This window comes from Streptomyces sp. NBC_00887, assembly GCF_045207585.1.
In genome coordinates this window covers 1946823-1960249 of the sequence record NZ_CP108788.1, presented here as the reverse complement: position 1 = coordinate 1960249, position 13427 = coordinate 1946823, and the positions used below count along the sequence as shown (strand labels likewise).

At 71.1% G+C, this 13427-nt stretch carries 14 protein-coding genes; 6 read left to right on the top strand and 8 right to left on the bottom strand.

Going from position 1 to position 13427, the window contains the following annotated elements; all coding sequences use genetic code 11:
• Nucleotides 1-114 precede the first annotated feature (114 nt).
• The 3 genes from OG844_RS08980 to OG844_RS08970 form a co-directional block, all read right to left on the bottom strand.
• Nucleotides 115-549 carry a DUF3574 domain-containing protein gene (locus OG844_RS08980; protein ID WP_406396055.1) on the bottom strand — a complete coding sequence of 145 codons (435 nt, stop codon included), beginning with the start codon at nt 547-549 and terminating at the stop codon, nt 115-117.
• A 178-nt stretch (nt 550-727) separates the two neighbouring features.
• Nucleotides 728-1366, bottom strand: a complete 639-nt coding sequence (locus tag OG844_RS08975) for a peptidase (protein ID WP_406389341.1) — start codon at nt 1364-1366, stop codon at nt 728-730.
• Nucleotides 1363-2574: a pyridoxal phosphate-dependent aminotransferase gene (locus OG844_RS08970; RefSeq protein ID WP_406389339.1), complete on the bottom strand. Its 1212-nt coding sequence runs from the start codon at nt 2572-2574 to the stop codon at nt 1363-1365. The genes OG844_RS08975 and OG844_RS08970 overlap by 4 nt, the downstream gene beginning before the upstream one ends.
• Before the next feature lie 88 nt (nt 2575-2662).
• On the opposite strand from OG844_RS08970, the gene OG844_RS08965 reads away from it, so the two are divergent.
• The 3 genes from OG844_RS08965 to OG844_RS08955 all read left to right on the top strand — a co-directional run bounded on the left by OG844_RS08965 (nt 2663) and on the right by OG844_RS08955 (nt 4614).
• Complete coding sequence (locus OG844_RS08965) at nt 2663-3328, top strand: winged helix-turn-helix transcriptional regulator (protein ID WP_406389338.1); 666 nt, start codon at nt 2663-2665, stop codon at nt 3326-3328.
• A gap of 83 nt (nt 3329-3411) precedes the next feature.
• On the top strand, nt 3412-3906 hold the full coding sequence (locus OG844_RS08960; RefSeq protein WP_406389337.1) for a cupin domain-containing protein: 495 nt from the start codon (nt 3412-3414) through the stop codon (nt 3904-3906).
• Between the two features lie 66 nt (nt 3907-3972).
• On the top strand, nt 3973-4614 hold the full coding sequence (locus OG844_RS08955; RefSeq protein ID WP_406389336.1) for a uridine kinase: 642 nt from the start codon (nt 3973-3975) through the stop codon (nt 4612-4614).
• A gap of 3 nt (nt 4615-4617) precedes the next feature.
• On the opposite strand, the gene OG844_RS08950 is transcribed toward OG844_RS08955, so the two are convergent.
• The 5 genes from OG844_RS08950 to OG844_RS08930 form a co-directional block, all read right to left on the bottom strand.
• On the bottom strand, nt 4618-5523 hold the full coding sequence (locus OG844_RS08950) for a carbohydrate kinase family protein (protein ID WP_406389335.1): 906 nt from the start codon (nt 5521-5523) through the stop codon (nt 4618-4620).
• Nucleotides 5520-6467 carry a pseudouridine-5'-phosphate glycosidase gene (locus tag OG844_RS08945; RefSeq protein ID WP_406389334.1) on the bottom strand — a complete coding sequence of 316 codons (948 nt, stop codon included), beginning with the start codon at nt 6465-6467 and terminating at the stop codon, nt 5520-5522. Before OG844_RS08945 ends, OG844_RS08950 begins: the two co-directional genes overlap by 4 nt.
• 61 nt (nt 6468-6528) lie before the next feature.
• Nucleotides 6529-7809 (bottom strand): MFS transporter, encoded by a 1281-nt coding sequence (locus OG844_RS08940; protein ID WP_406389333.1) that lies wholly within the window; start codon nt 7807-7809, stop codon nt 6529-6531.
• A 107-nt stretch (nt 7810-7916) separates the two neighbouring features.
• Nucleotides 7917-8462 carry a methylated-DNA--[protein]-cysteine S-methyltransferase gene (locus tag OG844_RS08935; protein ID WP_406389332.1) on the bottom strand — a complete coding sequence of 182 codons (546 nt, stop codon included), beginning with the start codon at nt 8460-8462 and terminating at the stop codon, nt 7917-7919.
• A gap of 55 nt (nt 8463-8517) precedes the next feature.
• Nucleotides 8518-9390 (bottom strand): glycerophosphodiester phosphodiesterase, encoded by an 873-nt coding sequence (locus OG844_RS08930; RefSeq protein WP_406389331.1) that lies wholly within the window; start codon nt 9388-9390, stop codon nt 8518-8520.
• A 213-nt stretch (nt 9391-9603) separates the two neighbouring features.
• Between OG844_RS08930 and OG844_RS08925 the strand changes: the two genes are divergently transcribed.
• The 3 genes from OG844_RS08925 to OG844_RS08915 all read left to right on the top strand — a co-directional run bounded on the left by OG844_RS08925 (nt 9604) and on the right by OG844_RS08915 (nt 13344).
• Nucleotides 9604-10476, top strand: a complete 873-nt coding sequence (locus tag OG844_RS08925; protein ID WP_406389330.1) for an MHYT domain-containing protein — start codon at nt 9604-9606, stop codon at nt 10474-10476.
• Between the two features lie 39 nt (nt 10477-10515).
• On the top strand, nt 10516-12633 hold the full coding sequence (gene uvrB / locus OG844_RS08920) for an excinuclease ABC subunit UvrB (RefSeq protein WP_406389329.1): 2118 nt from the start codon (nt 10516-10518) through the stop codon (nt 12631-12633).
• Nucleotides 12634-12765: 132 nt separating this feature from the next.
• Nucleotides 12766-13344, top strand: coding sequence for a TerD family protein (locus tag OG844_RS08915; protein WP_351175929.1), 579 nt, complete (start codon nt 12766-12768; stop codon nt 13342-13344).
• Nucleotides 13345-13427: the final 83 nt, after the last annotated feature.

Sequence of the window (13427 nt, the reverse complement as noted above, 5' to 3'; positions counted from 1 at the left end):
GACGACGCGTAAGGCCACCGTCATCCTGGCACAGAGTTCTGCGGTCGGTGCGAGGCCCCTTCACCCGGGTGGGGCGCACGGGCCGCCCGTGGGGGCGCCACGCGGCCCCGGGGCTCAGAAGTCGGCGAGGGTGCGTTCGTCGAGGCGGGCCACCGAGTCCTGGGCGTAGGCCTTCTCGTACGCTGCGCGGATCCGCTCGATCTGCGGGTCGCGCAGGCGCGCCTCCGACGCCGGGTAGAGCAGGATCAGTTCGTACGAACGCTCCCGTTCGATCACCCCGTCGGAGTCGCGCCACTGCCCCCGGCCGTCCTGGATCGTGAGGCCGGCCGGGAAGTCCGGTGTGACATACCGGTCGACGAAGGCGAGGAACTGCGGGTCGGTCACATCCGGTCCGCCGTCGGGGCGTTCGGTACCGAAGAACAGCCGGGTCTCCACGTACTCGGCGCCCCGGACGGCCGTCGCCCGCGCCGCCGGTGCCTCGCCGCCGAGTGTGGCGTACGCGAGCGGTGCGCCCGTGGCGAGTACGGCGCAGGCGGCCACGCCCGCCATGACCGCGGTGCGCCGCGTGGATCGCTCGGGGCCCGGCTTCGGGCGGTTGCGCAGACGCAGCAAGGTGATCTCCCACGGGCGGTCGGAAGCCGTAATGGCGCTCACCGTGGCACGCGGTCGGCGCAACGGCCCGGCAGGACACCGGGATCCGGGCCGGACCACCCGTAAGGGTGAGGTGCTACGGCCCCGCGGCACCCGGCGTCGTGACTCCGGGCAACGACACCCCGCGGCCCGCGAAGAAGCGCTCGAAGACCGGCAGCGGCAGCTCGGCCGCGCGTGTGTCCGCCGTCGTCCCCGACGGGTTGTGGAAGTGCACCCCCGATCCGTCCGCGGTGCGCGAGGTCAGCAGGACCAGATGCCCGCCACGCCCCGGCGCCGGCAGTTCCGGGTGCCGGATTCCGTAGTGCACGGACGCCATCACGCTCCTGCCTTCGTCCAGCAGCCCGAGGATCCCGGCGGGGGACAGGTGCCGGTGGACGGTCGCGTCGAGGCCGTGCGCCTCGGTCGCGTACGCGGCGAACGGGGCGTAGACCAGGCCCCGGATCACCCTCTGGGCGTCCTCGGTGTACGCGCCGTACTCGAGGGCGCCGTCGCGCAGCGCGAACAGGGTCGGAGCGGTGGGGCCGAGCGCCATGCGCAGGCAGGTCATACCGCACAGATGGCCTGCCCATCGCGCGTACTCGGCGGGCGAGGCCGCGCCGGAGTCCGCCCAGCGCGGGTCCTCGGCCGGATCGAGCCCGCCCTCCACGATCGCGCCCACCAGGCCGGGCGACGCGAACTGTGTGTGCACGGGGGTCCGGCAGCGGGTGCAGATCACTGGCGGTATCCGTTCAGGAAGCGGCCGATGCGGCTGATCGCCGCGTCGAGGACGTCGGCGTGCGGGAGGGTCAGGATCCGGAAGTGGTCGGGGCGCGGCCAGTTGAAGCCGGTGCCCTGAACGACCTGGATCTTCTCCCGCAGCAGGAGGTCCAGGACGAACCGCTCGTCGTCGACGATGTCGTGGACCTTGGGGTCGATGCGAGGGAACGCGTACAGGGCGCCCTTCGGCTTCACGCACGACACCCCCGGAATCTCGTTCAGCCGCTCCCAGGCCCGGTCGCGCTGCTCGTGGAGCCTGCCCCCGGGGGCGACGAGCCCGCGGATCGACTGCCGGCCGCCGAGCGCCGCCTGGATCGCGTACTGGGCGGGGGCGTTGGGGCACAGCCGCATGGAGGCGAGCATGGTGAGCCCCTCCAGGTAGTTGCGGGCGTGCTGCTGGGGGCCCGACACCACCAGCCAGCCGGAGCGGAATCCCGCCACGCGGTACGTCTTGGACAGCCCGCTGAAGGTGAGGCAGAGCAGATCCGGGGCCAGGACCGCCACGGAGTGGTGCTCGGCGTCGTCATAGACGATCTGGTCGTAGATCTCGTCGGCGAACACCATCAGCCCGTGCCTGCGTGCCAGATCGAGCATGCCCTCGAGGATCTCGCGGGGATAGACGGCACCTGTCGGGTTGTTCGGGTTGATGATCACCATGGCCCTGGTGCGGTCGGTGATCTTCGAGGCCATGTCCGCGAGGTCCGGATTCCAGTCCGCGGCCTCGTCGCAGGTGTAGTGCACGGCCTTGCCGCCCGCGAGTGTGGTGACGGCGGTCCACAGCGGGTAGTCGGGGCTCGGGACGAGGATCTCGTCGCCGTCCTCCAGAAGTGCCTGTACGGACATGGAGATCAGCTCGGAGACGCCGTTGCCGAGGAAGATGTCGTCGACGTCGACGTCGGTCAGGCCCATCGCCTGGTAGCGCTGCGCCACGGCCCGCCGGGCGGAGAGGATGCCGCGCGAATCGGTGTAGCCATGTGCCTGCGGGAGCATCCGGATCATGTCCTGGACGATCTCCTCGGGCGCCTCGAACCCGAAGAGCGCCGGGTTGCCCGTGTTGAGGCGGAGCACGCTGTGGCCCGCCTCCTCGAGGGCGTTGGCCTCCTCGATGACCGGGCCCCGGATCTCGTAACAGACCTCGTTGAGCTTGCTGGACTGCCGGAACTCCATGCTGTGCCCTCCCCGACCCCGAACTGTGTTACTTGGTTTTACCAAGTTGGAGCTTGGAAAGTCCAACAACATGTCTAGACTGCGTCGCATGCCACGTCAGCAGCCGCCAACACGCCCCGCCCGCCGCCGGAGTTACGACCAGTTCTGTGCCACCGCCCGGGCCCTCGACTCCGTGGGCGACCGGTGGACGCTGCTGATTGTCCGTGAACTGCTGGCCGGCCCGCGCCGGTACACGGATCTGCACGCCGACCTGCCGGGAGTCAGCACGGACGTGCTCGCCTCCCGGCTCAAGGACATGGAGCAGAGCGGCCTCGCCGTGCGCCGGCGCCTTCCGCCGCCGGCGGCCGCTTCGGTCTACGAACTGACCGAACACGGTCGCGGACTGCTCCCGGTCCTCACCGCGCTCGCGCGGTGGGGCACACCCGCACTCGCCGAACGCCGCCCCACCGACGCGGTCCGCGCCCACTGGTTCGCCCTGCCCCTGCTGCGCGCGATGGACGGGACGAAGCATGCAGGTGTCGTCGAAGTCCGGCTGGAGGAAGGGGAGTTCCACATCCGAACGGGCGGGGACGTGCAGCGGGACGATGCCTACGGGTACGGCCCGGCCCCGCACCCCGACGCCCGCATCGTGCTCGAAGCCGAGCTCTGCCTGGCGCTGGGGCGCGGCGAACTGACACTGGCCGAAGCGGTCGCGGAGGGCCGGGCCGAGGTGCAGGGGGAAGGCCCGCTCGCCACCGAACTCCGCGGGGGATGACACCCGCGTCACCGGTGACGGCAGCCCGACTCGCGCGTAGCGTGGGTTCGTTCATCCGGTCCGGCGGGACGAGGGAGATGTCCATGGAGTTCGGCAGCAGGGTCGGCACGAAGCAGCGGGGCACGCTGCGCAAGGTCATGCTCGTGGGCGCCTGTGTGACGGCGCTCGGTCTCGTCCCGGCAGCCGCGGTCGCGACGCCCGGCAGCGGTGTGAGCGGCACCGTCGTCGCCAAGGGCACGTCCGAGGGCAAGCTGAAGGTGAAGACCCCCAAGGGCGAGACGGATGTGACCGTCCGGACCATCACCATCGCGCCCGGCGGCTCCACCGGCTGGCACACCCACCCGGGCCAGCTGATCGCCGTCGTCCAGGCCGGGACGCTGACCCGGACCCTCGACGACTGCTCGGTCGAGGTGACACCCGCGGGAACGGCGTTCATCGAGCCGTCCGGAACCAAACACCGGCACATCGGGCGCAACCTCGGCACGGAACCCGTGGTGCTGTGGGTGACCTATCTGCTTCCCGAGGGCAGCGAACTCTCCGACGACGCCGACGCGGTGGACTGCCCCGCGGCGAAGTAGATCCGGCACCGGGGCGGGGTGCGCTCTCGTACGGAAGCCGGCGCGGTCCCGGGTGATGATGGAAACGTGCGATTCGAACCGATCACCTGGGAACGCCTGGCCGAAGCGCTGGCCGCGCACGCCGACGGCCTGAAACCGGCCGACGGCGGGCCCTGGCTCAGAATCGGCATCGACGGCGCTCCGGCCGCCCGCCCCGGTGAGCCCGCCGAACGCGTCGCCGAGGAACTGCGGGCGCGCGGCCGCGCGGTGCTCACCGTCTCCACCGGAGGGTTCCTGCGGCCGGCGAGTCTGCGCTACGAGTACGGCAAGGAGGACCCCGACTCGTACGCCGACAGCTGGTTCGACACCAACGCACTGTGGCGCGAGGTGTTCCGTCCGCTGGAGCCCGGCGGCAGCGGACGGGTGCTGCCCGACCTCTGGGACCCGGTGACGGACCGGGCCACCCGCAGCCCGTACCGGGTCCTGCCCGAGGGCGGGGTGCTGATCGTGCACGGGCCGCTGCTCCTCGGGCAGTGGTTCCCCTTCGACCTCGCCGTTCACCTTCGCCTGTCGCCCGGTGCGCTGCGGCGGCGCACCGAGGAGAACGAGCGGTGGACATGGCCCGCCTTCGCCCGGTACGAGGACGAGGTGGCGCCCGCCGACCGCGCGGACGCGGTGGTGCGGGCCGACGACCCGCACCACCCCGCCTGGACCGGCATCGGCACGTGACCACTACGCCGGACGCGGCCCCGGACGCCCGCCGACCGTCGCGACCGCCTCGGCCCCGGCCCGGCAGCCGGTCGCGGCTGCCGCGGCATCGTCCGCCCCGGCGATGAGAGCGGCGAGGAAACCGCCGGTGAAGGCGTCCCCCGCGCCGGTCGAATCGACCGGATCCAGTACGGCCGGGGCGGATACACGCGTGGTCACCGTGCCCCCGGCCGCCAGCAGGACGCCCCGGTCCCCGACGGTGACGGCGACCCGCCCGGCGTGACGGCTCAGCTTGGCCGCCGCGTCGGCCGGGTCCGGCAGGCCGGTCAGCTCCCGGGCCTCGTCCGCGTTGGGGAGGAGCAGGTCCACGCCCTCGACCAGGTCGAGGAAGGCGCCGGCGCCGAGAGAGGCGAGGAAGCCCGCCGACGCAGGGTCCACACTCACCGGGATGTCCCGACGCCGGGCCTCACGCAGGGCAAGCCGCACCGTCGCGCGGCTGGTCGCCGCGAAGAAGAGATAGCCGGAGAGGTGGAGCCGGGCGACGCCGTCCAGGAATGACGCCGACCAGTCGTCGGGGGAGAGGCGCAGGACCGCGCCGCTGTCGGTGAGGAAGGTGCGCTCGGCCGAGGAGTCGACCAGGGCCACCACCGTGCCGGTCGGCGCCTCCCCGTCCACGGACAGCAGCGGCCGCACCCCCGCCCGTTCCAGCGCGCCCCGGTGCCAGGCCTCCGAATCCGCCCCTGCCCGCGCCAGCAGACGCACGTCCCGGCAGCCCGAACGAACCGCCCAGCAAGCGACGTTGGCGCCCGCTCCGCCCGGCGTCGTGCTGATGCGCGCAGCCGTGTCCGTACCGTGGACCACGGCCGAGCCGTGCCGGACGACCACGTCGGTGACCACGTCGCCGACGACGAGGAGACCGCCCTCGGTCACCGCGCCGCCGCCGCGATCCGGGCGGCCAGCCGCACGTTCCCGCGCACGGCGGCCAGATTCGCTTCCAGGGACGCTCCGTCGGTCTCCCGCATCAGGTACTCCAGCAGGAACGGAGTGACTGCCTGCCCCACGATCCCGCGCTCCCGGCAGGCGTCCAGAGCCTGCGCGAGCACCCGGTCGTGCACCTCGGGGTCCAACTGCTCCTCCTGCGGTACGGGATTGGCGACGATCAGCGCGGCGGGAGGACCCCCGAGCTCCTCCCGGGCCCGCATCACGTCAGCGACCTCCCGCGGTGTGCGGACCGTCCAGTCGACGGGCTCGCCCGAACTGCTCAGATAGAACCCGGGGAAGTACTCCGTGCCGTAACCGAGCACGCCGACGCCGAGCGTCTCCAGGCGCTGGAGCGTGGCCGGCACGTCCAGGATCGACTTCACGCCCGCGCAGACCACGGTGATGCCGGTCCTGGCGAGCAGCCGCAGATCCGCGGACTCGTCCTGCGTCTCGGTCCACTCCCGGTGTACGCCGCCGAGCCCCCCGGTCGCGAAGACGTTCAGGCCGGCCCGCGCCGCCAGGAACGCGGTCGCGGACACGGTCGTCGCCCCGCTCGCTCCCTGGGCGAGAGCGGGTGCGAGGTCGCGGTGGCCCAGCTTTCGCATCGCCGGGTCACCGGCCACCCGCTCCAACCGGTCGGCCGTCAGACCCACATGGGCCCGGCCGTCGAGCACGGCGACCGTGGCGGGCACGGCCCCCGCCTTGCGTACGAGCTCCTCCAGTTCCTCCGCGACCTGGAGGTTGCGGGGGCGCGGAAGACCATGGGCGATGATCGTCGACTCCAGGGCGACGACGGGGCGGTGGTCGGCGAGAGCGTCGCGCACCTCGGTGGAGAGCACGGGGGCGTGGCGGCCGGTTTCCTGCGACGTGGATGCCGATGGGTTCCGATGCATGCCCCATCCCTGTCGCAGGCACGGCGCCCGCAAACCCGGACGGGGAGGGGAGCCGCCGGTCTCAGACCTTCCCGGACACCGGGGGCTGCCGGTTCAGGGTCCGGCGCAGGGCGAGCGCGGCCAGCGGCAGCAGCAGACAGGCGGCGGCCGTGTTCAGCCAGCCGTAGCTCAGCCGGGAGATGATCACTCCGGCGACGGCGCCGCCGATGCACGCCGCCGTGTTCATCGTGAGATCCGAGAGGCCCTGCACCGCGGCGCGGGCGGCCTGCGGCACGGAGTCGGTGAGCAGTGCCGAACCGGCGACCAGGCCGGCCGACCAGCCGAGGCCCAGGACGAACAGACCCGCGGCGGTCCGGCCGTGCCCCGCGCCCGACGTACCGGCCAGCACCGCGGCGCAGCACAGCAGGCCGACGGCAAGACCGATCACGGACAGCCTCCCCACCCGGTCGGAGAGCCAGCCCGTGATGGGCGAGAACGCGTACATGCCCGCGATATGACCGCTGAGGACCAGCCCGATCAGCTGGATGCCCGCGCCGTGGTGTCCGAGGTGGACGGGGGTCATGACCATGATCGAGACCATGGTGGTGTGCGACACCGCGATGGTCACCAGCGCGAGACGGGCCATCGGGGAGGCCCGCACCGCCGCGATGCCCGCCCGCAGGGAGCGCTTCTCGACGGTCCCGGTTTCCTGCGGGGCCAGCGCGCGGGCGGTGAGCAGCGGATCGGGGCGCAGCAGCACGGCGACCACGGCACCGGTGAGCAGGAAGATGGCGGCTGCCCAGGCGAACGCACCGGCCGTCTCGGGCACGGAGGTGTCGCGGAAGACGTGTCCGGCGGGTGCCGAGATGTTGGGGCCGAGGACCGAACCGATCGTGGTGGCCCAGACGACGTTTGAGATCGCCCGGCCGCGGCGTTCCGGCTCGGCCAGATCGGCTGCGGCGAACCTGGCCTGGAGATTGGCCGACGAGCCTGCGCCGAAACCGGCCATGCCGAGGAGCAGCAGCGGGAAGCTGCCCACCACGGCGGCGGTCACCACCAGGGACGCGCCCACCGCGCCGATCAGATAGGCGAGAACGAGTCCGGGGCGCCTGCCCCGTGAGGTCATCAGGGCGGCCAGGGGCAGTGACAACAGCGCAGTACCCGCCACCGAGGCGGTCGGAGCGAGCCCGGACAGAGCCTCGGAGCCGCTCACCTCCGCTGCCAGGACCGGTGCCAGGGCGATACCGATGGCCACGCCGAGGCCGCCGAGTATCTGGCTGCCGATGAGTACGGCGGTGGTCCTGCGCTGCAGCGCGGGCAGGTCCGCAGCCGTGATCCGGGAGGTGGGGAGGGCTACTGTCACCGCCGAAGTGTGCCAGTTCGCACACCCGTGCGACATCCCTTTCCGGACCCGGTGTGCCCGTGCGGGACCGCGCCGGTGTGCGCGTGCGGGACCGCGCCGGACGGTCCTCAGAACAGCGGCTGCGGAAGGACCCCCTCGAGCGCCAGCAGTTGCCGCTTGGTCTCCAGACCGCCGCCGAAGCCGCCGAGCCCTCCGTCGCTCTCCACCACGCGGTGGCACGGCACCACCACCGGCAGCGGATTGGAACCCATCGCCGCCCCGACGGCCTGGGCGGCCCCCGGCTGCCCCACCCGCCCGGCCAGGTCCCCGTATCCGACGACGGTGCCGTAGGGCACGCCGGCTGCCAGCTCGCGGAGCACCTCGCGGTTGAAACCGGAGGTCAGCGACCAGTCCAGGTCGAGCGAGAACGCGCGCAGCCCGCCCGCGAAATACGCCGCGAGCTGGCGCTCGGGCTCGGCGAGCCGCGTGGAGCCGGGTGCCTGCGCGGGCTCCGCGCCCAGCCGCGCCCGTATGTGCCCGAGTGCCTTGTCCCGGACGGCGGGGCTCGCATGGAAGACCACGTTCACCAGGCCGGTGCCGGTCGCGGCGAGCAACAGCGGCCCGATGTCGCTCCGCACGACGGACCACTCCACGACCTGCTCGTTGCTGTCCATGCGACCACCGTACGGCCCTCCACCGACAACCCGGCCACGGCCCTTCCCGGATCCCTCAGCGGGTGGCGTCCCGCACGACGTCGGGGTTGTTGGTGATGATGCCGTCGACACCGAAGCCGGCCACCTTCGCCGCGTTCGCCGCGTCGTTGACCGTCCAGGTGTTCACCTGGAGCGGCTTCCCATGGGGGCCCTTCAGCTTCTGGACCGCCGCGACGTAGTCGGCGCCGATCGTCGTGTACGACGGATTGATCTGGTCGGTGAAGGCCGCGTACGACGGCAGATCCGCCACCGCGGGTGTGCCGAGGAAGCCGGTGACGACGTCGGGACGCTGAGCGTGGACAGCTTTCACACTCTCTGCACCGAAGCTCTGGACGATCAGCCGGCGCTTGACGTGACCGCGGTCCAGCCACCCCTCCTCGCGCAGGATCCGCAGGGTTTCCCTCTCGATTCCCGGGTACGTCTCCGGGCTCTTGATCTCCAGGAGGAGCTTCTGGCGGTTGCGCTCGACACGGTGCAGATACTGCGTGAGCGTCGGCACCCGTGCCCCCGCGTACCCGGCGCCGAACCAGCTGCCCGCGTCCAGCCGCGCGATCTCTGCGGCGGTGAAGTCCTTGACCGCCCAGGGGGCGCGGCCGGGGAAGACCTGCTCGGCGTCGGTGGTCCGCCCGAGGGTGGTGTCGTGTACGACGACCAGCACACCGTCCTTGGTGAGCTGCACGTCGTTCTCCACCCAGTCGATGCCCATACGGTCGGCCGCGTCCACGGCCGCCAGGGTGTTCTCCGGGGCGTAGGCGGAAGCCCCGCGGTGGGCGAAGACGACCGGGCCGTCCTTCGGGCCCGCCGCCTGCGCCTGGGTGGCGGGCAGCAGGACACAGCCACCGAGCAGAGCGGCGACAGCGGCGGAGGCGGTTGCGGTGCGTACGGACACGTGTACTCCTCGCGTCGGGGTGCGGACATGCAGAGACTCCCAGCCGATACCCAACGGACGACAGGAAGGCGATGACCACAATGTGAACGGATTGTTCGCCACCGGATCGTGGACCGGCTCCAAGGCGGATAAAATGCCCCTCTTATGTTTGCCTGCCGGGCCTCGCCCTTTAGGGTCACCCCGAACCCGGGCTTCCGCGAAGGGCGTACCAGCATGCAGGGCACAGTCGACGGCTTCAGCTACGGCCTCTTGACCCCGGTCGTGGCATTCCTCATGGCGTGCCTCGGCGCGGCCCTCGGGCTGCGCTGCACCACACGGTCCCTGCGCACCGAACGCTCCTTCAAAGCGGGCTGGCTGGCCCTGGGCGCCACCTCCATAGGCTCCGGCATCTGGACGATGCACTTCGTCGCGATGCTGGGCTTCTCCGTCGAGGAGGCGCCGCTCAGCTACGACAGGCCGCTCACCTTCGCCAGCCTCGCCGTGGCGATCGTGATGGTCGGCATCGGCATATTCATCGTCGGCTACCGGGGCGCCGCGCGCATGGCACTGGTCACCGGCGGCACGATCACGGGCCTCGGCGTGGCCTCGATGCACTACCTCGGCATGGCCGGAATGCAGCTCGAGGGGCAGTTCGCGTACGACACGGTCACCGTCTCGCTCTCCGTCGTCATCGCCGTGGTGGCCGCGACCGCCTCGCTGTGGGCCGCCGTCTCCATCCACGGTTTCCTGCCCAGCCTCGGCGCGAGCCTGGTCATGGGCGTCGCCGTGAGCGGGATGCACTACACGGGAATGGCCGCGCTCAGCGTGCACCTGCACCCGGCCGTGGCCCAAGGGGCGGCGGCCGGCGACACACCCGCCTCGCTGCTCATGCCGATGCTGATCGGGCCGGGCTGCTTCCTCCTCCTCGCCGGGGTGGTCGTGCTGTTCGATCCGCTGGTGGTGATGGGCGCTCCAGACGGGCCGGACCGCCGGCCCGGTGACCGCCCGCGCAGCCCCGGTCAGGTCCCCGGCATTCCCGTCCAGCGGCTCCACACCTCGTACGGGACCGAGGCCCGCGGGGAGTACCGGCAGCTGCGGAATCGCTGATCCGGCGCCGTTGTCAGTGGCGAGTCGTACGGTGGGTGCATGCGGCCCGTTTCGAAGATCGAACGTTCGATGGCGCCTTTCGAGGTCATCAGTCCCTACCAGCCCAGCGGTGACCAGCCCGCGGCCATCGCCGAGCTGGAGCGGCGTGTCCGCGGCGCCGAGAAGGACGTCGTCCTGCTCGGCGCGACCGGCACCGGCAAGTCGGCGACGACCGCGTGGATGATCGAGAAGCTGCAGCGGCCGACCCTGGTGATGGCGCCCAACAAGACGCTGGCCGCACAGCTGGCCAACGAGTTCCGCGAGCTCCTCCCGAACAACGCCGTCGAGTACTTCGTCTCGTACTACGACTACTACCAGCCCGAGGCGTACGTCCCGCAGTCGGACACCTACATCGAGAAGGACTCCTCGATCAACGAGGAGGTCGAACGGCTGCGCCACTCCGCCACGAACTCGCTTCTGACCCGGCGCGACGTCGTCGTGGTCGCCTCCGTCTCCTGCATCTACGGCCTCGGCACACCGCAGGAGTACGTGGACCGGATGGTCCAGCTCAAGGTCGGCGACGAGATCGACCGCGACCAGCTGCTGCGCCGCTTCGTCGAGATCCAGTACACCCGCAACGACCTGGCGTTCGCCCGCGGCACCTTCCGGGTGCGCGGCGACACCATCGAGATCTTCCCGGTGTACGAGGAGCTCGCCGTCCGGATCGAGATGTTCGGCGACGAGATCGAGGCGCTCTCCACCCTCCACCCGCTCACCGGCGAGGTCATCAGCGAGGACCAGTCGCTCCACGTCTTTCCCGCCAGCCACTACGTGGCGGGCCCCGAGCGCATGGAGAAGGCGGTCGGCGGCATCGAGGCGGAGCTCCAGCAGCGCCTCGCGGAGCTGGAGAAGCAGGGCAAGATGCTGGAGGCCCAGCGGCTGCGCATGCGCACGACGTACGACATCGAGATGCTCCGCCAGATCGGCACCTGCTCCGGCGTGGAGAACTACTCGATGCACTTCGACGGCCGTGATCCGGGCACCGCGCCCAACACCCTCCTCGACTACTTCCCCGAGGACTTCCTCCTCGTCCTGGACGAGTCGCACGTCACGGTGCCGCAGATCGGCGCCATGTACGAGGGCGACGCCTCCCGGAAGCGGACTCTCGTCGACCACGGCTTCCGCCTGCCCTCCGCCCTGGACAACCGCCCGCTGAAATGGGAGGAGTTCCTGGGCCGGATCAACCAGACCGTCTATCTGTCCGCCACCCCGGGGAAGTACGAGCTCTCCCGGGGCGACGGATTCGTGGAGCAGATCATCCGGCCCACCGGGCTCGTCGACCCCGAGGTCGTCGTCAAGCCCACCGAGGGCCAGATCGACGACCTGGTGCACGAGATCCGCAAGCGGACCGAGAAGGACGAGCGGGTCCTGGTCACCACCCTCACCAAGAAGATGTCCGAGGACCTCACCGACTACTTCCTCGAGCTCGGCATCCAGGTCCGCTACCTGCACAGCGACGTCGACACCCTGCGCCGCATCGAGCTGCTGCGCGAACTGCGCTCCGGCGAGTACGACGTCCTGGTCGGGATCAACCTGCTGCGTGAGGGCCTCGACCTTCCCGAGGTGTCACTCGTGGCCATCCTCGACGCGGACAAGCAGGGCTTCCTGCGGTCCGGCACCTCCCTGATCCAGACCATCGGCCGTGCGGCCCGAAACGTGTCCGGTCAGGTCCATATGTACGCGGACAAGATCACTCCGGCGATGGCTCAGGCCATCGACGAGACCAACCGCCGCCGTGAGAAGCAGATCGCGTACAACACCGAGCGCGGGCTCGACCCGCAGCCGCTCCGCAAGAAGATCAACGACATCGTCGCGACCATCGCCCGCGAGGAGGTCGACACCGAGCAGCTCCTCGGCACCGGCTACCGGCAGGGCAAGGGGGCCAAGGCCCCCGTGCCCGCGCTCGGCGGCAAGGCCTCCGCCGGCAAGGCCAAGGGGGGTGGCGCGGCGGTCACCGACCGGCCCGCCACGGAACTCGCCGGGATCATCGAGGAGATGACGGACCGGATGCGGGCGGCCGCCGCGGACCTGCAGTTCGAGGTGGCCGCCCGACTGCGCGACGAGGTGGGCGAGTTGAAGAAGGAGCTGCGCCAGATGAGGGAGGCGGGACTGGCCTGACCGGCGTGCACCAGGTGTGTTGCAAGAACGACACAAAAACGCCCCTTACCTGCTTCCGCCCCGAGTGGACTGCGTAGGGTGCGGGGAAACCGCACACGGACGGTTGCGGGGCAAGCGGAGAGGGGACAGCGCGTGACGGTCAATATGACCAAGGGTCAGGCCATCAGCCTGCAGAAGAGCGACGGGGGGACCCTGACCGCGGTACGGATGGGGCTCGGCTGGCAGGCGGCTCCGCGCCGCGGTCTGTTCGGCTCGCGCACCCGGGAGATCGACCTGGACGCCTCGGCGGTGCTCTTCGCCGACAAGCAGCCGGTGGACGTCGTGTTCTTCCGCCACCTCGTCAGCGACGACGGCTCGGTCAAGCACACCGGCGACAACCTGGTCGGCGGCGCAGGCTCGGGGGGCGACGACGAGGCGATCCTCGTCGACCTGCAGCGGATCCCGGTCCACATCGACCAGATCGTCTTCACGGTGAACTCCTTCACCGGCCAGACGTTCCAGGAAGTGCAGAACGCCTTCTGCCGCATCGTCGACGAGACGAACGGCCAGGAGCTCGCCCGCTACACGCTCGACGGCGGCGGCCAGTACACGGCCCAGATCATGGCCAAGGTGCACCGTGCGGGCAACGGATGGCAGATGACCGCCCTCGGAAACCCGGCGAACGGCCGGACCTTCCAGGACCTGATGCCGTCCATCCTGCCGCACCTGTAGCAGGACCGGACCGCGGTCCGACGTCAGTACGAGCAGCTCCCGGAGGCATCCGCCGCCGGGAGCTGCGCCCATGGCAGGGCACC